18 protein-coding genes and 2 pseudogenes are annotated in these 19,295 nt (G+C 69.2%); 8 read left to right on the top strand and 12 right to left on the bottom strand.

Annotation, left to right across the window (positions count from 1 at the left end):
- Positions 1-28 precede the first annotated feature (28 nt).
- The gene (locus ACI2L1_RS05125) at positions 29-928 is read right to left on the bottom strand and encodes a D-alanyl-D-alanine carboxypeptidase family protein (RefSeq protein ID WP_404737928.1); all 900 of its coding nucleotides are present in this window, start codon (positions 926-928) and stop codon (positions 29-31) included.
- Between the two features lie 209 nt (positions 929-1,137).
- Between ACI2L1_RS05125 and ACI2L1_RS05120 the strand changes: the two genes are divergently transcribed.
- Both ACI2L1_RS05120 and ACI2L1_RS05115 read left to right on the top strand, forming a co-directional pair.
- Entirely contained in the window at positions 1,138-1,788 is a 651-nt protein-coding gene (locus ACI2L1_RS05120; RefSeq protein WP_404737927.1) for a GntR family transcriptional regulator, read from the top strand.
- The gene (locus ACI2L1_RS05115; protein ID WP_404737926.1) at positions 1,785-3,080 is read left to right on the top strand and encodes a nitrate/nitrite transporter; all 1,296 of its coding nucleotides are present in this window, start codon (positions 1,785-1,787) and stop codon (positions 3,078-3,080) included. The genes ACI2L1_RS05120 and ACI2L1_RS05115 overlap by 4 nt, the downstream gene beginning before the upstream one ends.
- 7 nt (positions 3,081-3,087) lie before the next feature.
- Here the strand turns inward: ACI2L1_RS05115 and ACI2L1_RS05110 are convergent.
- Positions 3,088-3,761, bottom strand: a pseudogene (locus tag ACI2L1_RS05110) (SAM-dependent methyltransferase).
- A 58-nt stretch (positions 3,762-3,819) separates the two neighbouring features.
- Complete coding sequence (locus ACI2L1_RS05105; protein WP_404737925.1) at positions 3,820-4,644, bottom strand: maleylpyruvate isomerase family mycothiol-dependent enzyme; 825 nt, start codon at positions 4,642-4,644, stop codon at positions 3,820-3,822.
- A 182-nt stretch (positions 4,645-4,826) separates the two neighbouring features.
- On the opposite strand from ACI2L1_RS05105, the gene ACI2L1_RS05100 reads away from it, so the two are divergent.
- Complete coding sequence (locus ACI2L1_RS05100; RefSeq protein WP_404737924.1) at positions 4,827-5,600, top strand: carbon-nitrogen family hydrolase; 774 nt, start codon at positions 4,827-4,829, stop codon at positions 5,598-5,600.
- 27 nt (positions 5,601-5,627) lie between these two features.
- On the opposite strand, the gene ACI2L1_RS05095 is transcribed toward ACI2L1_RS05100, so the two are convergent.
- Positions 5,628-6,125 (bottom strand): LURP-one-related/scramblase family protein, encoded by a 498-nt coding sequence (locus ACI2L1_RS05095; RefSeq protein ID WP_404737923.1) that lies wholly within the window; start codon positions 6,123-6,125, stop codon positions 5,628-5,630.
- A gap of 70 nt (positions 6,126-6,195) precedes the next feature.
- Between ACI2L1_RS05095 and ACI2L1_RS05090 the strand changes: the two are divergent.
- Positions 6,196-6,273, top strand: a pseudogene (locus tag ACI2L1_RS05090) (cupin); the annotation flags it as partial.
- A 37-nt stretch (positions 6,274-6,310) separates the two neighbouring features.
- On the opposite strand, the gene ACI2L1_RS05085 reads toward ACI2L1_RS05090, so the two are convergent.
- From ACI2L1_RS05085 to ACI2L1_RS05065, 5 genes are all read right to left on the bottom strand, one after another.
- Positions 6,311-6,469 carry a hypothetical protein gene (locus ACI2L1_RS05085; protein WP_404737922.1) on the bottom strand — a complete coding sequence of 53 codons (159 nt, stop codon included), beginning with the start codon at positions 6,467-6,469 and terminating at the stop codon, positions 6,311-6,313.
- Positions 6,470-6,500: 31 nt separating this feature from the next.
- A complete protein-coding gene (locus ACI2L1_RS05080) occupies positions 6,501-7,658 on the bottom strand; it encodes a glycosyltransferase (RefSeq protein WP_404737921.1) in 1,158 nt (385 codons plus the stop codon).
- 163 nt (positions 7,659-7,821) lie between these two features.
- Positions 7,822-8,073, bottom strand: coding sequence for a DUF6458 family protein (locus tag ACI2L1_RS05075; RefSeq protein WP_404737920.1), 252 nt, complete (start codon positions 8,071-8,073; stop codon positions 7,822-7,824).
- 68 nt (positions 8,074-8,141) lie between these two features.
- Positions 8,142-9,437 carry a M18 family aminopeptidase gene (locus ACI2L1_RS05070; protein ID WP_404737919.1) on the bottom strand — a complete coding sequence of 432 codons (1,296 nt, stop codon included), beginning with the start codon at positions 9,435-9,437 and terminating at the stop codon, positions 8,142-8,144.
- Positions 9,438-9,524: 87 nt separating this feature from the next.
- Complete coding sequence (locus ACI2L1_RS05065; RefSeq protein ID WP_404737918.1) at positions 9,525-11,351, bottom strand: acyl-CoA dehydrogenase; 1,827 nt, start codon at positions 11,349-11,351, stop codon at positions 9,525-9,527.
- A 160-nt stretch (positions 11,352-11,511) separates the two neighbouring features.
- On the opposite strand from ACI2L1_RS05065, the gene ACI2L1_RS05060 reads away from it, so the two are divergent.
- Positions 11,512-11,988: an SseB family protein gene (locus ACI2L1_RS05060; protein ID WP_326666706.1), complete on the top strand. Its 477-nt coding sequence runs from the start codon at positions 11,512-11,514 to the stop codon at positions 11,986-11,988.
- 125 nt (positions 11,989-12,113) lie between these two features.
- On the opposite strand, the gene ACI2L1_RS05055 is transcribed toward ACI2L1_RS05060, so the two are convergent.
- Complete coding sequence (locus ACI2L1_RS05055; RefSeq protein ID WP_404737917.1) at positions 12,114-12,842, bottom strand: TetR/AcrR family transcriptional regulator C-terminal domain-containing protein; 729 nt, start codon at positions 12,840-12,842, stop codon at positions 12,114-12,116.
- Between the two features lie 159 nt (positions 12,843-13,001).
- On the opposite strand from ACI2L1_RS05055, the gene ACI2L1_RS05050 reads away from it, so the two are divergent.
- Both ACI2L1_RS05050 and ACI2L1_RS05045 read left to right on the top strand, forming a co-directional pair.
- Positions 13,002-14,492, top strand: a complete 1,491-nt coding sequence (locus ACI2L1_RS05050) for an MFS transporter (protein ID WP_404737916.1) — start codon at positions 13,002-13,004, stop codon at positions 14,490-14,492.
- Positions 14,493-14,612: 120 nt separating this feature from the next.
- Positions 14,613-15,584, top strand: a complete 972-nt coding sequence (locus ACI2L1_RS05045) for a pirin family protein (protein WP_404737915.1) — start codon at positions 14,613-14,615, stop codon at positions 15,582-15,584.
- Positions 15,585-15,665: 81 nt separating this feature from the next.
- Here the strand turns inward: ACI2L1_RS05045 and ACI2L1_RS05040 are convergent, their stop codons facing one another.
- Positions 15,666-15,848: a hypothetical protein gene (locus ACI2L1_RS05040; protein WP_404737914.1), complete on the bottom strand. Its 183-nt coding sequence runs from the start codon at positions 15,846-15,848 to the stop codon at positions 15,666-15,668.
- A gap of 102 nt (positions 15,849-15,950) precedes the next feature.
- Here ACI2L1_RS05040 and ACI2L1_RS05035 point away from each other — a divergent pair, with 102 nt between their 5' ends.
- The gene (locus ACI2L1_RS05035) at positions 15,951-17,009 is read left to right on the top strand and encodes an AI-2E family transporter (protein WP_404737913.1); all 1,059 of its coding nucleotides are present in this window, start codon (positions 15,951-15,953) and stop codon (positions 17,007-17,009) included.
- On the opposite strand, the gene ACI2L1_RS05030 is transcribed toward ACI2L1_RS05035, so the two are convergent.
- Positions 16,979-19,132 (bottom strand): SpoIIE family protein phosphatase, encoded by a 2,154-nt coding sequence (locus ACI2L1_RS05030; RefSeq protein ID WP_404737912.1) that lies wholly within the window; start codon positions 19,130-19,132, stop codon positions 16,979-16,981. The genes ACI2L1_RS05035 and ACI2L1_RS05030 overlap by 31 nt on opposite strands.
- Positions 19,133-19,295 lie beyond the last annotated feature (163 nt).

The following is a 19,295-nucleotide window of genomic DNA, read 5'->3' as shown; positions in this document are numbered from 1 at the left end:
GGCCCGGGTGGTGTGGGGTGCGGGTACGTCAGCTGATCTTCGCGTAGCCGTAGTTGATGAGCTTCTTCACGTCAGTCGTGCGGTTGGCCGCCGAGGAGGAGGTCAGGACCGCGCCGATGACGGACTCGCCGTTCTTCGTGGCGGCGAAGACGAGGCAGTACTTGGAGTCGGTGCCCGAGCCGGTCTTGATGCCGAGCGTGCCGTTCCAGCCGAGCAGGGTGTTGGTGTTCGTCCAGGCGGCCATGGTGCGGGTGCTGCCGGTCTTGGTGATCGTCTTGGCCGTGTACGACTTGGTCTTCACGACCGCCTTGAAGGTCGAGCTCTTCATCACGTTGCGAGCGAGCAGCGTGAGGTCCTTCGGCGTCGAGGCGTTCGAACCATTGCTTATTCCGTCGAACGAGTCGAACTTGGTGTTCGTCATGCCGAGGTTCTTGGCCGTCGTGTTCATCTTCGCGATGAACGACTTGGTGCGCGCGGAAACCGTCGAGCCGGAGCCGAACTTGTCGGCGAGGGCCATCGCGGCGTCACAGCCGGACGGCAGCATCATCCCGTAGAGCAGCTGACGGACGGTGACCTTGTCGCCGACGATCAGGTGGGCGGAGGAGGCGCCCTTGGAGACGATGTAGTCGCTGTACGCCTTCTTGATGGTGACCTTGGCGTCCAGGTTCAGGTTCGACTGCGAGAGCACGACCTTCGCGGTCATGATCTTCGTGGTGGAAGCGGTGAGCCGCTTCGTGTTCGGCGCCTTGCTGTAGAGGGTCGTGCCGGTCGCGCTGTTCATCAGGAACCCGCCCTTGGCGGTGATGGTCGGCGTCGTGAGCGCCTGCGCGGGTGCCGCGGTGAGAGCTCCGGTGGCGAGTACTGCGCCGGTCGTGATGGCGACGGCTGCGGCTCTGCGGACGCGGAGGCCCTTGGTGGCGGTAATCAACTGAAATACCCCGAATACGTCGAATGCCCCTGAAGTGCGGCCGAGTTGGAGGGGAAGAGGTGGGGGCCGCACATGTCTGACACGTAGATAGCACGGAAGGTTGTGCAGTCACTGGGGCGGGTGTCGCTTTCCGCGGTGAGAGTGGCGTCCGAGGGTCCGCATGCTGGACGGGACTCATCATGCGTACGTGTTGTATCTATGCTGTGGGCATGAGCTTGGCCGTGAAACAGCCCCCTGCCGCCGACCGTGTCTACGCCCACATCAAGCAGGGCGTCCTGGACCGTCGCTACGAGGGTGGGAGCCTGCTCACCGAGGGCGAACTCGCCGAGGCCGTCGGGGTGTCCCGCACACCGGTGCGGGAGGCGCTGCTGCGCCTTGAGGTCGAGGGGCTGATCAAGCTCTACCCGAAAAAGGGAGCACTGGTCCTGCCCGTCTCCGCGCAGGAGATCGCGGATGTCGTCGAGACCCGGCAGCTCGTCGAGGGGCACACCGCCCGCAAGGCCGTACCGGCGTCCCCGCAGCTCATCGCGCGCCTGGAGGAACTGCTCGCACGGCAGAAGGAGCAGGCCGCCGCCGGGGACCTGGCCGGTGCCGCCGTCACCGACCGCTGCTTCCACGCCGAGATCGTCCGCAGCGGCGGCAACGAGATCCTCAGCCGGCTCTACGACCAGCTCCGCGACCGTCAGCTCAGGATGGGCGTCGCCGTGATGCACACCCACCCGGACCGCATCACCAAGACCCTCACCGAGCACGAGCAGATCCTCCAGGCACTGCGCTCCGGCGACGCGGAGGCGGTCGTAGGACTGATCCACGGGCATGTCGAGTGGTTCTCCCACCTGGCGCGGGGAGAGGTCCGATGAGCCGCTCCGCACTTCCCGGCGACCCTCCGGGCGGTCGGCGCGCGATGGCCGTGTGGGGCATCGGCGTCTCCGTCTACTTCGTCGCGGTCATCTTCCGTACGTCCCTCGGGGTCGCCGGCCTCGACGCGGCCGAGCGGTTCCATGTGAACGCCTCGGCCCTGTCGACCTTCTCGATCCTCCAGCTCCTCGTCTACGCCGGCATGCAGATACCCGTCGGCCTGCTCGTCGACCGGCTCGGCACCAAGAAGGTGCTGACCCTGGGCGTGGTGCTGTTCACGGCGGGACAGCTCGGCTTCGCGTTCTCACCGTCGTACGGCACCGCCCTCGCCTCCCGCGCCCTGCTCGGCTGCGGCGACGCGATGACCTTCATCAGCGTGCTGCGCCTCGGCACCCGCTGGTTCCCGGCCCGGCGCGGACCGCTGGTCGCACAGCTCGCCGGGCTCGCCGGCATGGCCGGCAACCTGATCTCCACACTGGTCCTGGCCCGGCTGCTGCACGGCATCGGCTGGACGGCCGCGTTCGCGGGCAGCTCGCTCGCGGGTGTCGTGGTGCTGGTCCTGATGCTCCTGTTCCTCAAGGACCACCCCGAGGGGCATGAGCCGGAGCCGTTCCCGCACCGGGGAGCCGCCTTCGTACGGCGCCAGATCGCCGCGTCCTGGCGGGAGCCGGGCACCCGACTCGGGCTGTGGGTGCACTTCACGACGCAGTTCCCGGCGATGGTGTTCCTGCTGCTGTGGGGGCTCCCGTTCCTTGTCGAGGCGCAGGGACTGTCCCGGGCGACGGCGGGCGAACTGCTCACTCTCGTCGTGCTGTCCAACATGGCCTGCGGCCTGGTCTACGGCCAGGTCGTCGCCCGGCACCACGCGGCGCGGCTGCCGCTCGCGCTCGGCACCGTGGCCACCACGGCGCTGCTGTGGGCGAGCACGCTTGCCTACCCCGGCGAACACGCGCCGATGTGGCTGCTGATCGTGCTGTGCGTGGTACTCGGCTCGTGCGGACCCGCGTCGATGCTCGGCTTCGACTTCGCGCGCCCGGCGAACCCGCCGGAACGGCAGGGCACCGCGTCCGGCATCACGAACATGGGCGGCTTCGTCGCCTCGATGACCACCCTGTTCGCCGTCGGCGTCCTCCTGGACGCGACGGACGGCAACTACAGCGTCGCCTTCTCGTCCGTCTTCGTGCTCCAGGCCCTCGGGATCAGCCAGATCCTGCGGCTGCGGAGCCGGGCGGCGCGCCGGGAGCGGGAACGGCTGGTGGCCAGCCGCGTGGAGACGGTGCACGTCCCGGCCTGAACGGACGTCAGCGCGCGGGAACGAGGGTGAGGTACGCGAGTCCCAGGAGACGCCGGTACCGCATCCACTGGGTGCGATGCCGGTCCAGGCGCTCGCAGGTCGCGGCGGCCGGCGGATGGTCACCGTGATCGGCGAGCCACGCCTCGGCGTCCGCCTGGTAGCCCGACTCGAACTCCTCCCACTCCGCGAGGCTCGCCGTCTCCACCCACTTTGGCCGGACCCCCGCCGCCACGGCGAGGTCGACGAGGCTCACCAGATCGGGATGGTCGCCCGCGGAAGCCCCCGGCCACATTCCGGACAGCTCGGCGGGGGTCGGGACCGACGCGGTTCCCGCAGGGCCTGAGGGAGGTGGCGCGGCGGCCAGGTCGTGGTGAGGACGTGACGTGAACCGACGCACAGGACCAGGCCGACGGGGCCCCGCGCGGAGTCGGCGCCGGACTCCTCCACGAACCCCGCCCGGTCCGCGAGCCCCAGCGCCTCGGCTCTACGCCGGCCACGGGCCAGGTCCTCGGCGCTGACATCGACACCGGTGCCCGTCGCCCCGGGGACGGCCGCCAGGACCGGCAGCATCAACTCGCCCCAGCCGGACACGAGGTCGAGCACGGTCGCGGGCCCCGCGAGGCCGAGCCGCCGTACGAGGGCATCCGCCCGGGCCTCGGACAGCGGGCCGTGAAAGGTCAGCCGGGTGAGCCGGGGCGGGCCGTCGGCCTTGTCCGCCCGGCTGTTGGCGGAGTCGTGCCTACTGCGTCACCGTGAAGTTCCGCAGAATCGCCGACGTCAGTTCCGGGTCGCCCTCCGCCTTCACGCGGTCCGCCACCGACTCCAGGGTCACGCGGCCGCAGGCCAGGCGGACGTAGGTCTCCCAGTCGAGGGTGAGGGTGGCGGCGGGGCCGAGCGCGGGGGCCGTCTCCAGCGTGCCGCGGCCCTGGATGTCGACCCTTATCGTGCGCAGGAACTCGATGGGACCGTGGACGTCGAAGACGATCGCGGAGCTGCGGGGCGCGTTCGCCTTGCCGGCCACTATGTCGGGGAGCGCGGCGAGGAGGACGTCACGGGCGATGTGCGCGCCGGGGGAGTCGAGGTTGCCGGGCCGGCCGAGGGCGGTGCGCAGGTCCTGTTCGTGCACCCAGACGTCGAAGGCATGCTGGCGCATGGACTCCGCGAGCGTCACTTCGGTGCTCAGCGGGCCCCGCACCTTCGCGCCGGGATCGCGGGACTCGTTCCGCAGCTGACGGTTGCGGCGGATGATGACGTATTCCAGCTCGGAGGTCATCTCGGGCGCCGTGTGGTGGCGGCGGACGTCGACCTGCATCTCCGTGTACCGCTGGTATTCGTTGGTGACGTGGAAGAGGTCGCGGGGGAGGGTGTGGATGGGGCGCGGGTCGCCGAGCATCTCGCAGTCCAGGCCGATGACGTGGGACACGACGTCCCGGACCGACCAGCCGGGGCACGGGGTACGCCGGTTCCACTCCCCCTCCACAAGCGGGGTCACCAGCTCGGATATCGCGTCGATGGAGTGGGTCCAGGCGTCGGCGTAGGGCTGGAGGGTGGGATGCAGACTCACGGAACGGGACCCCTCGGCGGTCGGAGCACGGGCTGGTGATGGCGGCGTTGCCAGTGGAGATGGTGGCTGTCGGCGGGTGTCTTGGAACGCTAAGTTACGCTGCCGTGAGGCACCCCGGCAGTGCTTTCGTGTGACGATCGTAGGCCCGTAATGGACGGCTCGAATGCCAGGACGGTGGTAGTGTGCGCGCCTCTCTGATCCAGATCGCCGTGAATGAGGGCGAATCGGTTGAATCGCGTCGGCGTCGGATGGCGTCGCTGGTACGCGATCAGGCCGGGTCCGACCTCGTCGTGCTGCCGGAACTGTGGAGCACGGGGGCGTTCGCCTTCGAGGAGTTCGGGCGCGAGGCCGAGCCGCTGGCAGGGCCGACGTACGAGGCCATGGCGAAGGCGGCGATGGACGCGGGCGTGTGGTTGCACGCGGGCTCGATTCCCGAGCGGGCCCCTGATGGCACCCTCTACAACACCTCCCTCTTCTTCTCCCCTTCGGGAGACCTGGCCGCCACCTACCGCAAGATCCACCGCTTCGGCTTCGACAAGGGCGAGGCCGTGCTGATGGGCCGGGGCGAGGACCTGGTGACGGTCCGTCTGCCCGGGACGACCGTGGGCGTCGCCACCTGCTACGACCTCCGTTTCCCCGAACTCTTCCGCGGTCTCGTCGACGCGGGTGCCGAGACCCTGGTGATCCCGGCGGGCTGGCCGGAGCGCCGCCGGGCGCACTGGACGCTGCTGGCCCAGGCGCGGGCGGTCGAGAACCAGGCGTTCGTGCTTGCCTGTGGAACGGCCGGGACGCATGCGGGAGTTCCGCAGGCCGGTCACTCGATCGTGGTGGATCCATGGGGCGAGGTGCTGGCGGAGGCGGGTGCCGACGAGGAGATCCTCACGGTGGAGTTCGACCCGGGGAAGGTGGCCGTGACCAGGGAGCAGTTCCCGGCCCTGAAGGACCGGGTGCTCTGACGCCCAGAGGATCAGCCGTCCTCCCGCTCAGTCCTCCTCCCGATCCTTCTCCGCGAGGTGGATCACGCACACCGCCACCGCGATGAGCAGTGCCGGGTCCGCGTCGTCGCGGACGATGTCGACGCCATAGGTCTCGCGGACGTGCAGCCACCGCCGCGAGACCACGGCGAGCAGCTCACCGTCGTACTCGACGGCGAACTCACGGTCGAGGATCTTGCCGCTGACGTCGAGTTCGGTGCCGCCGTCGGCGAGTGCCACCCGGTAGTGGTTGCGCAGCAGCGACAGGCGTTTGCGCCTGATCGTGGCCAGCGGCTCGCCGTCCCGCTCGATGACCATCGTGTCCCGCAGGGCGAACATCTTCTGGTGGATGTCGATCAGGACCCGCCCGCGGGTGTCCTTCAGCTCGAAGGTGTCCCTGATCCGCATGGCCTTGCCGTCGACGAGGAAGACCTTGTTGCCGTGGTCGTCCTCGATCCAGTAGTCGTCACCGATGCCGAGGAGCCGGTCGCGTACGAGGAATCTCATGCCGTTACCGCTTCCCCGGCGCCCGCCCCGAAACGCCGCCGGTAGGCCGACGGGCTGAGTCCGGTCTCGCACCTCCACCGTCGGCGACCGCCACGACGAGATCCCGGCCCATGTGGACGTGACGACGGGCCACGCGCTGCACCGGTGACCCGCCCGACTGCCCCTCGCGAACGAGCGGCGAGCTGTTACCGCTTGCGCGGGGCGAGCTTGAACAAGGCGACTCCCGCCGCCATCAACGTCGTGGCGGCCACCACCATCGCCATGCTGTTCAGCCACAGGCCGGTCGCCGCCAGCGTGGCGCCTCCGGTCCCGGTGGTACCGGCCCCGATCACTCTTCCGTACATCGCGCTTCTCCTGTGTTGGTTTCCATGAGGGTTACGTAGCCACCCACTTCTCCTCGCTGCGGCGCAACAGCCCCCACAGCGAGGAGAAGTAGACGGCGTGCTGAAAAAGGTCGTAGAGCATCTCGGGGATCATCAGCGCCGCCACCAGCACGGCTCGCGGTCCGGCGCGGCGCACCGAGACCGTCTTCTCGACCATGAAGATCAGACCGATCGCGGTCCAGAAGGGCGAGAAGCCGGGCCAGCCGTACAGCGTGGTGTACGTGACCATGTAGGTCAGATAGACCAGGAACGACAGCGCTCCGAACCCCATGAGGAACTGCTGCGCGAAGTAGCGGGCGGTGACCCGGGTCCAGCCGTAGTCGCGCAGGTTCTCCAGCGCCCCGCGCTGCCACCGCAGCCGCTGGTGCCACAACTTGCCCAGGGTGGGCATGACCTCGGTGGTGACCGCGCAGCCGGCCGGGGACATGGCCCGATAGCCGAGGGTCTTGACCGCCTTGGTCATCTCGTCGTCCTCGGTGAGCGAGGCGAGACTGTAGTAGCCGATGCCGCCGCCGAGCACTCCGTCGCGGCGGGCGGCCCGCACCTCGCGCAGGACGCGGGCGCGGAACATGGTGCCGGTGCCGGTGAGCACCTGGGCCTTGCCGCCGGTGCGCTCCAGCTCCCAGGCGTAGCGGTGGAACTCCATGCGCTGGAGCAGACCGAGCAGGCCGCCGCCGTCCTCGCCGTAGAAGACCCCGCCGACGGCGCCGACCTTGCGGTTGAAGGTGCCGATCGCCGTCTCGCTGAACGACGGGTCGAGCACGGTGTCGGCGTCCTGCACCAACAGCAGGTCGCGGTCCTCCAGATGAGGCAGCACCCAGGCGATGGCCTGGTTGAGGGCACCGGCCTTCTTGTGTGTGTTGCCCTCGGTGGCGAAGACCTGGGCGCCGTGCGCGACGGCGATCTCGGCGGTGGCGTCGGTGCAGTTGTCCGCGACCACGACGATCAGATCGGGGCGCCGGACCTGCCGCCACAGGCCCTGTATCGCGTCGGCGATGCGGTCCTGTTCGTTGTGGGCCGGGATCAGCGCCACCAGGCGCAGCGGGACGTCGAGTTCGTCGGGTGCGGCGTGGGCGCGGCGCGCCGCGTGCCGGTGGGGGCGCGGTGATCCCGGAACGGGTGCCGCGACGGCCGTCGTGGAGTGGAGCACGGGAAAGCCCCCGGGTGTGCTGATGGTTCACGCCCGGCACTGCAGACCCCCCGGGCTCTCAAGGATCCCGAGTTTTCACTATTTCCACACAACCAGACAAGTCAACCCGGATCACAGATTGCTCACGGTTGCCTGTGTATCCGACTTGTGTGCCGTATCCGGCTTACACGCCGTATCCGTCGGAGTATCCGTCCCGGCGCCCGTGCCGCTCCTCCTCGATGACGGTCGGCGTCGTGGGTGGCATCACCACACGCCGCCGCCGCGCGATGCTGCTGAACGTCGTCACACCGATCAGCCCCACGATCATCAGAATGACCCCGACCAGGTCGAGGTTGACCCCGTTCATGTGCCAGTCGGTGGCGAACGTGAGGATGGCTCCCACGGCGATGAGGATGATGCATCCGCCCAGGCCCATGAGTGTCGCCTCCCTGTCCGGTCCGGTAGTTCCGGTCCGGACTCGCGAGTACCCCCACTCCGCGTGAACTACCCCTCCAGGAACGCCACCAGTGCGTTCGCCAGCAGATGCGGGTCGTCCGCGCCGCACAACTCCCGGACGCTGTGCATCGACAGGATCGCCACACCGATGTCGACGGTCTTGATGCCGTGCCGGGCCGCGGTGATCGGCCCGATCGTCGTACCGCAGGGCATGGAGTTGTTGGAGACGAAGGACTGGAAGGGCACACCGGCCCGCTCGCAGGCCGCGGCCCACACGGCCCGGCCCGAACCGTCCGTGGCGTAGCGGTTGTTGACGTTGACCTTGAGGATCGGCCCGCCGTTGACACGCGGGTGGTGCGTCGGGTCGTGCCGCTCCGCGTAGTTGGGGTGCACGGCGTGCCCGGTGTCGGAGGACAGACAGACCGTCCCCGCGAAGGCCCGCGCCCGGTCCTCGTACGACCCGCCGCGCGCGAACACCGAGCGCTCCAGGACCCCGCCGAGCAGCGGCCCGTCCGCGCCGGTGTCCGACTGCGAACCGTTCTCCTCGTGGTCGAAGGCGGCGAGGACGGGGATGTACGACGGCTCCGGGCCGCCCGCGACCGCGGCCAGGGCGGCCACGCCCGCGTGCACCGACAGCAGGTTGTCCATGCGCGGTCCTGCCAGCAGGTCCTTGTCCCGGCCCAGGTAGGCGGGCGCCTCCACGGAGTGCGTCATCAGGTCCCAGCCGGCCACCTCGCCCGCGCCGAGCCCCAGTTCCTCCTCCAGGAAGGCGATCAGGTCACCGTCGCGCACATCGTCGCCGAGCCCCCAGATCGGCTGCAGATGCCGCTGCTTGTCCAGCTTGAGACCCTCGGAGGACACCGCGCGGTCCAGATGGATGGCGAGCTGGGGCACCCTCAGCAGCGGCCGGTCCACGTTCACCAGCCGCGTCGAACCGTCCCGCAGGGTCAGCCGGCCGGCCAGCCCCAGGTCACGGTCCAGCCAGGAGTTCATCAGCGGACCGCCGTAGATCTCCACGGCCACCTGGCGCCAGCCGTGTCCGCCGGTGTCGGGCAGCGGCTTGACCCGCAGATTGGGCGAGTCGGTGTGCGCGCCCACAATTCGGTACGGCGTGTGGGGCGCCGCGCCCTCGGGGACGTACCAGGCGATGATCGCGCCGCCGCGCAGCACGTACTTGCCGCCGCTCGACCCCTCCCAGGCGTCCGTCTCCGAGACCTGGCGGAAGCCGGCCTTCTCCAGCCGCTCGGCGGCGTTCGCCACCGCGTGATACGGCGTGGGGCTCGCCGCCAGGAAGGTCATGAGGTCGTCGGTGTGGCCGCGGTCGAGGCGGTGGGGTGCGCTCATGGGTTCACCATAACGACGTACGAGGGCCCGCTCCCGGCGATGGGGAGCGGGCCCTCGGGAGGACGTGTGCAGCTGTACAGATGTGTCCTAGAACGCGTCCTCGTCCAGCTCCATCAGGTCGAGCTCGACGCCCTCGGCGACCTTGCGGGCCAGGGTCACGCCGGGCAGGACGTTGGCCGCGAAGAACTTCGCCGCCGCGATCTTGCCGGTGTAGAAGGCCTTGTCCTTGGCCGCCGCCGTCTCCAGCTTCTCGGCGGCGATCGCGGCGCCCTTGAGGAGCAGGTAGCCGACGACCACGTCACCGGAGACGAGCAGCAGGCGGGTGGTGTTGAGGCCCACCTTGTAGATGTTCTTGACGTCCTGCTCGGTGGCCGCGAGGTCGGTCAGCATCAGACCGACGATCGCCTCCAGCTCGACGGCCGCCTTGGCCAGGTGCTCACGGGCGCCCGCGAGCTCTTCGCCGCCCGTGCCCAGCGCCAGGAACTTCTTGATGTCCTCGGCGAGGGAGTTGAGGGCCGCGCCCTGGTTGCGGACGATCTTCCGGAAGAAGAAGTCCTGGCCCTGGATCGCGGTGGTGCCCTCGTACAGGGTGTCGATCTTGGCGTCCCGGATGTACTGCTCGATCGGGTACTCCTGCAGGAAGCCGGAGCCGCCGAAGGTCTGCAGCGACTGGGCGAGCTGCTCGTAGCCCTTCTCGGAGCCGTAGCCCTTGACGATCGGCAGGAGCAGGTCGTTCAGCGCGTGCTCGGCCTTGGCGTCCTCGCCCGCGGCCTCCTTGACGGCGATCGCGTCCTGGATGGAGGCGGTGTAGAGGACGAGGGCGCGCATGCCCTCCGCGTACGCCTTCTGCGTGATCAGCGAGCGGCGCACATCGGGGTGGTGGGTGATGGTGACCTTGGGCGCGGTCTTGTCGCCGAAGGCCGCCAGGTCGGAACCCTGGACGCGCTCCTTGGCGTACTCAAGGGCGTTGAGGTAGCCGGTGGACAGCGTGGAGATCGCCTTCGTGCCGACCATCATCCGCGCGAACTCGATGATGCGGAACATCTGGCGGATGCCGTCGTGCTTGTCGCCGATCAGCCAGCCCTTGGCGGGGTGCCGGTCGCCGAAGGTCATCTCGCAGGTGTTGGAGGCCTTGAGGCCCATCTTGTGCTCGACGTTCGTCGCGTAGACGCCGTTGCGCTCGCCCAGCTCGCCGGTCTCGAAGTCGAAGAGGTACTTCGGGACGAGGAAGAGCGACAGCCCCTTGGTGCCCGGACCGGCACCTTCCGGCCGCGCGAGCACGTAGTGAAGGATGTTCTCCTCCATGTCGTGCTCACCGGACGTGATGAAGCGCTTGACGCCCTCGATGTGCCAGGAGCCGTCCTCCTGCTGGATCGCCTTGGTACGCCCGGCGCCGACGTCCGAACCGGCGTCCGGCTCGGTCAGCACCATGGTCGAACCCCAGGTCCGCTCCACGGCGATCTTCGCGATGTGCTTCTGTACGTCGTTGCCCTCGTCGTGGAGGATCCCGGCGAACGCCGGACCGGAGGAGTACATCCACACGGCCGGGTTCGCACCGAGGATCAGCTCCGCGTACGACCAGATCAGGGACGGCGGGGCCGTCGTGCCGCCGATCTCCTCGGGCAGGCCGAGCCGCCAGTACTCGGAGTCCATGAAGGCCTTGTAGCTCTTCTTGAAGGATGCCGGGACCGGCGCGGTGTTGGTCTCCGGGTCGAAGACCGGCGGGTTGCGGTCGGCGTCCGTGAAGGACTCCGCGAGCTCGTTCTCGGAGAGGCGGGTCAGCTCCTCCAGGATGCTCTTCGCGGTCTCGACGTCCATCTCCCCGAACGGGCCCGTGCCGTACAGCTTGTCGCGTCCGAGTACTTCGAAGAGGTTGAACTCGATGTCGCGCAGATTCGACTTGTAGTGCCCCATGGCGACGGCTCCGTTAAGAGTTCGGCGAGGCACTTCGATCCTCGCGCTAGTTCACATACCAACAAGTAGCTACGATGATGCTACCCGCCGGTAATAAGTCGCAACCCAGATCCGGCCATCTGTGACCGAGCCCTCGTGCGGGGTCAGTACTCTTTGTGCCATGTACGGCTACGACCAGAGCGCTGGTGCCCAGCAGCAGTACGGCGTCCCGCCGCAGCAGCCCATGGCCGGCGGCGCGGGCGGATACGGCCAGCAGCCGCCGCTGTACCCCGAGCCGTCCCCGCCCTCGCTCGCGGACGCGGTGCGGGCCTTCACCACCGGCCAGATGTCGGCCGAGGACTTCCAGCAGGTCTTCGCCACGTCCAAGGTCTACTGCCCGCGCGGCGACAACCCCGGGTTCCTCGCCCTGCACAACACCCAGCAGCCGGTGATCCCCATGTTCACCACGCTCAAGGAGCTGCGGCGGTACGCGGGCAAGGAGTCCAAGTACTTCGTGATCACCGGCGCGGAGGTCCTCGACCTGCTGCCGACCGGGTACGGCTTCGTCCTCGACATGGAGGGCGAGCACCGGATCGTGTTCGACGCGAAGGCCGTGGAGCAGATGGTCGAGTTCGCGATGCGGCGCATGTACGGCTAGGTCACGACCTCGGCCGGGTCCTCACCTTGGCCGGGTCCTCACCTTGGCCGGGTCCTGACCTCGGCCGGTTCCTCACCTTGGCCAGGCCCTCACCTTGGCTGGGGTGCCTTCACCTTGGCTGGGCCTTACTTCTTCAGCCGTAGCGACAGACCGTCCAGTACGACGTCCAGAGCCGCCGTGAACTTCGCCTCCCTCAGGGCCGCCGGGTCCGTGGCGACCGCTTCCTCGGTGTCTGCGTAGCCCCGGGACAGGTGGGTGTGGGGGGCCGTGGCCTCCTGAACCGCGGGGAGGAGACGGGCGATGAGGGCCGACTCGGAGTCGCCGGAGCGCGCGACCGTGGTGAGCCAGGCGGCCTCCGTGGTGCTCATGCCGATCACGTACGACAGCACCGCGTCGATCGCCGTACCGGGGTCCGGGAATCCCGCGGCCGTGAACAGGGCCGCCAGCCGCTCCGAGTACGACATCAGGTTGGGGCCGAGATAGGCGAGGCCCGCCTGGCCAAGCACCGGGGGCAGCCACGGGTGCCGCAGGGCCGTCGTACGGAAGGAACGGGCCGCGTCCGTGACGGCCGCCCGCCAGTCCGGGCCGTCCGCCCGCGGCACGTGGATCTCCGCGGCGACCTCGTCCACCGCCAGCTCCATCAGCTCGTCCTTGGTGGCCACATGCCGGTACAGGGAGGCCGCCCCGGCGTTCAGCCGGTTGGCGAGCTTGCGCATGCTCAGCGCCTCGACGCCCTCCGCGTCCAGCATGACGATCGCCTCGCGCACGATCGCGGTACGACTGAGCGCGGGCTGGTCGGACTCGCGCTGGGGGCGAGCCCAGACGGAGGGGATGGGGCTCGGCTTCGTCGACATCGGCACTCCTTCTGACGCGGGCCCGATCTGCCGCGCCCCTCCTCTGCGTACATCGTTCGCATTGAGCGTACAGCAATCAGGGGTTGCGAACAGTGTTCCGTAGTGCGTACAGTGTTCGCATCGAAGGAGCGGTGCTCGCACAGCCGGAGGGGAACTGTCATGGACACCTTGGAAACCCGTGATCCACGCCGCTGGTGGATCCTGATCGTGCTGTGCCTCAGCAGCCTGGTGCTGGTCGTCGACAGCATGGCGCTGACCGTCGCGGTGCCGGTCATGACCGAGGAGATCGGGGCGAACGCCCAGGACACCCAGTGGATCCTGGACTCCTACCTCCTGGTCTTCGCCGGCCTCCTGCTCACCTCCGGCAGCCTCGGCGACCGGTTCGGCCGCCGCAAGGTGATGCTGATCGGCCTCCTGCTCTTCGGGGCCGCCTCACTGGCCGCGACCTGGTGCACCGCTCCCGGCGAGGTGATAGCCGTACGTGTCGCGATGGGAGTCGGCGGCGCGCTGATCATGCCGTCCACCCTCTCGATCCTCATCACCGTCTTCGACGAGGACGAACGCGGCAAGGCGATGGCGACCTGGAGCTCGGTGTCGATGCTCGGCCTGGTCGGCAGCCCCATCCTGGGCGGCATCCTCATCGAGCACTTCTCCTGGCAGTCGATCTTCCTGCTCAACGTGCCGGTCGTGGCCCTCGCGATCACCGCCGGTCTCACGCTGATGCCGGAGTCCAGGGCGCCCTGGCAGAAGGCCGACCCGCTGGGCGCGCTGCTGTCGGCGGCCGGGATGACCGCCCTGGTCTGGTGGATCATCGAACTCCCGCAGCACGGCGTGTGGACGGCCGCCCTGCCCGTGGCCCTCGTCTCCCTGACCGGCTTCGTGACCTGGGAGAACGTCACCAAGTCCCCCATGGTCCCGCTGGTCCTCTTCAAGCACCGCAACTTCAGCGGCGGTTCGCTCTCACTGGCCCTGGTCCAGATAGGCAACGGCGGTCTGCTGCTGGTCCTCACCCAGTACCTGCAGTTCGTCCTCGGCTACTCGCCGATCAAGGCCGGCCTGGCCTTCCTGCCGCTGGCCGTCACAGCCCTGCTCGGCAACGGCGTGGGCGTCAAGCTCGCCGCGAGGTACGGCAACCGGTGGGTGATCCTCGCGGGCATGCTGGTGATGGTGGCCTGCTTCGCCCTGCTGACCACGGTCTCGGCGCACTCCGGCTTCACCGTCCCGGCGGTGGCGCTCGGTCTCCTCGGGCTCGGCGCGGGTCTGGCGATGCCGGCCGCCGTGACGGCGCTGATGAGTACCATCCCCGAGGACAAGGCGGGCGTCGGCTCGGCCCTGAACGACACCGTCCAGCAGGTCGGCACCGCGCTGGGCATCGCGATCCTCGGCTCGCTCCTGTCGAGCGGCTTCGCGCACCGGATGCCCGAGGGGGCACCGGAACAGGCGAAGCACTCCATCGCCGGGGTGATGGCCCTCGGGGACAGCCGCCTGACGGCGGCGGCACGGGACGCCTTCACGGCCTCGATGTCCATGACCTTCACGGTCAGCGCGATCGGTGTTCTGGCGGCGGCGCTGCTCGCCACGCTGGTGATGAGGGAGGACCGGCGCACACCGGAGAAGGCGAACGATCGGGAACCGGAGCTCGCCGCCTGACCTCTTCAGGAGTTGCGCGATCTCAGGGAAGCCTGGAGGGAATGCCCTCCGGGCTTCTGCTGTTAGGGGTAGCAGAAAGTTCAACGCTCAACTAAACTCGAAGCACAAGGAGGTACCGACATGCCTGCAGTGACCGTCGACAACCCGCTGACCCTGCCTCGCGTGGCCGCGACGGCAGATGCGGTGGCCCGTCCCGTCCTCGGCGTGACGACCGCGCCGAGTGGCTTCGAGGGGGAGGGATTCCCGGTACGCCGGGCGTTCGCCGGGATCCATTACCGGCATCTGGATCCGTTCATCATGATGGATCAGATGGGGGAGGTCGACTATCCGGCGGGCGCCCCGAAGGGGACCCCCTGGCATCCTCACCGTGGCTTCGAGACCGTCACGTACATCATTGACGGCACGTTCATCCACCAGGACTCCAACGGCGGTGGCGGCACCATCACGAACGGGGACACCCAGTGGATGACGGCGGGCTCCGGCCTGCTGCACATCGAGACCCCGCCTGAGTCGCTCGTGAAGTCCGGCGGTCTCTTCCACGGCCTCCAGCTGTGGGTGAACCTGCCGGCCAAGGACAAGATGAAGGACCCGCGCTACCAGGACATCCGTGGTGGCCAGGTCCAGCTTCTGACCTCGCCGGACGGTGGTGCGCTGCTGCGGGTGATCGCCGGTGAGTTGGACGGCCACGCCGGTCCCGGCATGACCCACACTCCGATCACGATGATCCACGCGACGCTGGCTCCGGGCGCGGAGATCACGCTGCCGTGGCGCGAGGACTTCAACGCGCTGGCCTACGTCCTGGCCGGGCGCGGCTCGGTCGGCAGCGACCGGCGTCCCATCCACCTGGGCCAGACGGCCGTCTTCGGCGATGGCGGCTCGCTGACGGTCCGCGCGGACGAGAAGCAGGACTCCAACGCGCCGGACCTGCAGGTCGTGCTCCTCGGCGGGCAGCCGATCCGTGAGCCGATGGCGCACTACGGCCCGTTCGTGATGAACACCCGTGAGGAACTCCAGCAGGCGTTCGACGACTTCCAGAAGGGCCGGCTGGGGACCATCCCGGCGGTTCATGGAATGTCGGAGGGCGGCCTGTAAGGGAGCCTCGCTCCGCCGGGTCTGGCGAGACTTGAAGCCGCAGGTTGCGTCTGCGGCTTCAAGCAATGTCCTCAGTTGTTGCTAGGGCAGTACGTCGAGGTTGATGCCGCCTGCCCAAGTGATGCTGACGCGTGACTCGGTGCGCACGCTCTGGCCCGCGTAGCGGTAGGCCTTACGCACCTCCACGCGGTCCAGGAAGAGTCGGAAGAAGGCGCGGGGGGAGTTCTGCCTGCTGGCTCGTCCCCAGTTCTGCAATACGGTCATCCAGCACCCTCATGCGTTCTGCGAGCGCGCGTTCTTGGTGGTCGGACTACTCGTTCGGACGTTCCCACGCGATACCAGACCTGACACATGGTCAGATGAGGTGTGTCCGAGTCTCAACCACTGCTCCCCGACCCCGTCCGCCGCCTGGCCGCCTGGTGTGTGGTGGTCCTTCTCGTTGCCGGGGTCGGCTACGTCGGGATCAAGCTGTGTGCGGAGTTCAGGACCGCCGTCGTGCCCGTGCTGCTCGCGTTGCTCGGGACCGCGTTGCTGGGGCCGCTTCATCGGCGGCTCGTGAGGGTCGGGGTGCGTCGGTCGGTTGCCGCCGGGCTCACCTGTGTGGCGGTGATCGGGGTTGTCGGTGGGGCCGTTTACATCGTCGTCGCCGCGCTCATCGACACCGGGGATCAGATCCTCGACTCGCTCAAGGACGCCGCTCAGGGGGTGGCCGATCACTTCGGCGCCGCCGGGACCTCGCTCGACGACGTCGCCTCCCATACGAGGGAGTTGCTGTCCAAGTTCGGGGGGACCGCGGCCTCGGGAGTCATCAGTGGGGTGAGTGTCGTCGGGGAGAGCATCGCCATGGCCGTGCTCGCGCTGCTGCTCGTGTTCTTCTTCCTCAGGGACTCCCACCTCGCCGCCGACACTCTGCGCTCCCTCGCTCCCGGCTCTTCCGGTGACCTCGTCGAGGCCATGGCGCGCAGGGCGTACGAGGGTGTCGAAGGGTTCATGCGGGGGACCACGCTCATCGCGCTCATCGATGCCTTCTGTATCACCGTCGGGCTGCTCGTCCTCGGCGTTCCGGGGGCCGTGGGGCTTGGGGCGCTCGTGTTCGTCGGGGCCTTCGTGCCCTACCTCGGCGCCTTCGTCTCCGGTGCCGTCGCCGTGCTCGTCGCGTTCGCCGACCGGGGGTTCGTGATCGCGCTGTGGGTGCTGGGGGTGGTGCTCGCCGTGCAGGTGCTGGAAGGGCATGTGCTGCAGCCCATGATCCAGAGCCGGACCGTGCAGATGCATCCGGCTGTGGTCATGCTCGCCATCACCGCCGGGGCGTCGGTGGCGGGAGTCCTCGGAATGCTGCTCGCCGTACCGCTCACCGCCGCTGCCTTCGGTGTCGTGCACGAGCTGCGGGAGCGTTACTCCGAGGTCTCGCCGGGGGATTCGTAGAGTTCGAACCAGATGCTCTTGCCCTCGCCTCGGGGATCGACGCCCCACAGGTCGGCGAGGAGTTCGATCAGCATCAGGCCGCGGCCGGAGGAGGCCAGTTCGCCGGGGCGGCGCTTGTGCGGGAGGTCGTCGCTGGTGTCGGTGACCTCGACCCGCATCCGGCGTTCGCCCACCTCGCCGCGGACCTCCGCGAGCAGCAGAGCGTTCGCGTCGGTGTGGACCAGGACGTTCGTCAGCATCTCGGAGAGCAGGAGTACGGCCGAGTCGACCTGGTCGGCGGACGGCCAGTCGTGCAGCAGCTCGCGCAGCTGCTGGCGGGCCACCCCGACCCGTTCGGGTTCCGCCTGGGCCACCGAGAGCATGGTGCGGCGGACCGGCGGAGGCCGTGTGGTGAGGGTGTCGCCGGAGCCGTGGCTCTCCCCCTGCCGGGACAGCAGCAGGACCGCGATGTCGTCCTCGCGGCGGTCGGCGAGGGTGCCGGTGGTGTGGTGGGAGGAGGGGCCGTGGACGGCCTGGACCAGGGCGTCGGCGAGTTCCTCCAGGTCGCCGTCGTGGGTCTCCAGGATGGTGCGGATGCGTTTCCAGCCGGTCTCGAAGTCGTGGCCGCCGGTCTCGATCAGGCCGTCGGTGCAGAGCATCAGCGTCTCGCCGGGCTCCAGGACGATCCGGGTCGTGGGGTAGTCGGCGTCCGGGTCGATGCCCAGCGGGAGCCCGCCGGCCGTGCGGCGGGCCAGGACGGTGCCGTCGGCCTTGCGGGTCGCCGGGTCGGGATGCCCGGCCCGGGCCACCTCCAGGACGCCGGTCACCGGATCGGCCTCGACGTACAGGCAGGTCGCGAAGCGGGTGTCGGAGGGGTCGTCGCCGTACGTCATGCCGTTCAGGAAGCGTGAGGCGCGCGAGAGGACGGCGTCGGGGCGGTGGCCCTCGGAGGCGTAGGCGCGCAGGGCGATACGGAGCTGGCCCATCAGTCCGGCCGCCCGTACGTCATGGCCCTGGACGTCCCCGATGACGAGGGCGAAGCGGCCTCCCCCGGCCTCGGTGCGGGAGGTGCCGCCGGGCAGCGGGATCATGTCGTACCAGTCGCCGCCTACCTGGAGGCCGCCGCCGGTGGGGACGTAGCGGGCGGCGACGGTCATGCCCGGTATCTCGGGGCCGAGGGTGGGGAGCATCGAGCGCTGGAGGCCGTCGGTCAGCTCGCGCTCCGACTCGGCCAGGCCCGCGCGGGAGAGCGCCTGGGCCAGCATGCGCGCCACCGTCGTGAGGACCGAGCGTTCGTCGGGGGTGAAGGCCACCGGGTAGGCGAAGCCCGCCATCCACGCGCCCATCGTGCGGCCGGCCACCGTCAGGGGCAGGAACGCCCAGGACTGGCGGTCGAAGGGCTGGGCGAGCGGCCAGGTGGCCGGGTAGCGGTCGCGGTAGGCCTCGGGGCTGGAGAGATAGACGGCCCGGCCGCTGCGTACGACCTCGGCGGCCGGATAGCCGGTCTCCAGGGACATGTGGGAGAAGGGGCCCTCGTCGCCGGGCTGCTGGCCGTGGTGGCCGATGATCGTCAGACGGTCGCCCTCGACGCCGAAGACGGCCAGGCCGTCGGGGCTGAAACCGGGCATCGACAGGTTGGCCGTGACCCGCAGCACCTCGGCCGTCGAGCGGGCCTCCGCCAGTGCGCGGCCCGCGTCCAGGAGGAAGGCCTCGCGGGAGCGTCGCCAGTCGCCGGTGACGGCGGTGCGTCCGGCGGGGGTGCCCGGGGTCGGTTCGGAAACCTCCTGGAGGGTGCCCGTCACCCGGTACACGCGTTCTTCGCGGTCGTACATCGGTCTGAAGCGGCTGCGTACGGTACGGACGATGCCGCCCTGCTCGTCCATGATCCGCAGGCGCACCTCGCCGAGCGTGCCCTCGGTGGCGGCGAGCTGGGTGATGCTTGTGTTCTCGTTCCAGTCGACGGGGTGGAAGAGGGAGCGGGCCCGGGCCTGGGTGAGGGTGGCCGGCTCGGGCGGCAGCCCGAGCAGCCGGGCGGTCTCGGCGTCGACGGTGACCAGTCCGGCAGCGGTGTCCCAGTGCCACAGTCCGGTCGAGAGGGAGGCGAGGACGTCCTCCACTGGGGGCAGGGGCTCGCCAGTGCGCATTGCCCCACTTTATGGAGAGACGATCGTCGAATGCCACCGAACACCGACCTTTGATGCGGAGCAGCACTGATCACCGGCCCTTTAATGAGGGAAGGCGATCTTGGGCTGCCCGGTACCCTTGGGGGAGTTTCACGTGAAACAGACCCCGATCCGCGAAGGCTGG

The organism is Streptomyces sp. NPDC019531 (assembly GCF_044903305.1).
GTDB lineage: Bacteria > Actinomycetota > Actinomycetes > Streptomycetales > Streptomycetaceae > Streptomyces.
The sequence above is the reverse complement of the archived record's forward strand: the minus strand, read 5'-3'. Positions and strand labels throughout refer to the sequence as shown.

Excerpts from the sequence above, each read along its gene's own strand:
- ACI2L1_RS05075 (WP_404737920.1), bottom strand. The coding sequence starts at position 8,073 with ATGGGCCTGGGCGGATGCATCATCCTCATCGCCGTGGGAGCCATCCTC.
- ACI2L1_RS05085 (WP_404737922.1), bottom strand. The coding sequence starts at position 6,469 with ATGTACGGAAGAGTGATCGGGGCCGGTACCACCGGGACCGGAGGCGCC.
- ACI2L1_RS05065 (WP_404737918.1), bottom strand. The coding sequence starts at position 11,351 with ATGGGGCACTACAAGTCGAATCTGCGCGACATCGAGTTCAACCTCTTC.
- ACI2L1_RS05120 (WP_404737927.1), top strand. The coding sequence starts at position 1,138 with ATGAGCTTGGCCGTGAAACAGCCCCCTGCCGCCGACCGTGTCTACGCC.
- ACI2L1_RS05045 (WP_404737915.1), top strand. The coding sequence starts at position 14,613 with ATGCCTGCAGTGACCGTCGACAACCCGCTGACCCTGCCTCGCGTGGCC.
- ACI2L1_RS05055 (WP_404737917.1), bottom strand. The coding sequence starts at position 12,842 with ATGTCGACGAAGCCGAGCCCCATCCCCTCCGTCTGGGCTCGCCCCCAG.
- ACI2L1_RS05095 (WP_404737923.1), bottom strand. The coding sequence starts at position 6,125 with ATGAGATTCCTCGTACGCGACCGGCTCCTCGGCATCGGTGACGACTAC.
- ACI2L1_RS05060 (WP_326666706.1), top strand. The coding sequence starts at position 11,512 with ATGTACGGCTACGACCAGAGCGCTGGTGCCCAGCAGCAGTACGGCGTC.
- ACI2L1_RS05050 (WP_404737916.1), top strand. The coding sequence starts at position 13,002 with ATGGACACCTTGGAAACCCGTGATCCACGCCGCTGGTGGATCCTGATC.
- ACI2L1_RS05070 (WP_404737919.1), bottom strand. The coding sequence starts at position 9,437 with ATGAGCGCACCCCACCGCCTCGACCGCGGCCACACCGACGACCTCATG.
- ACI2L1_RS05115 (WP_404737926.1), top strand. The coding sequence starts at position 1,785 with ATGAGCCGCTCCGCACTTCCCGGCGACCCTCCGGGCGGTCGGCGCGCG.
- ACI2L1_RS05040 (WP_404737914.1), bottom strand. The coding sequence starts at position 15,848 with ATGACCGTATTGCAGAACTGGGGACGAGCCAGCAGGCAGAACTCCCCC.
- ACI2L1_RS05030 (WP_404737912.1), bottom strand. The coding sequence starts at position 19,132 with ATGCGCACTGGCGAGCCCCTGCCCCCAGTGGAGGACGTCCTCGCCTCC.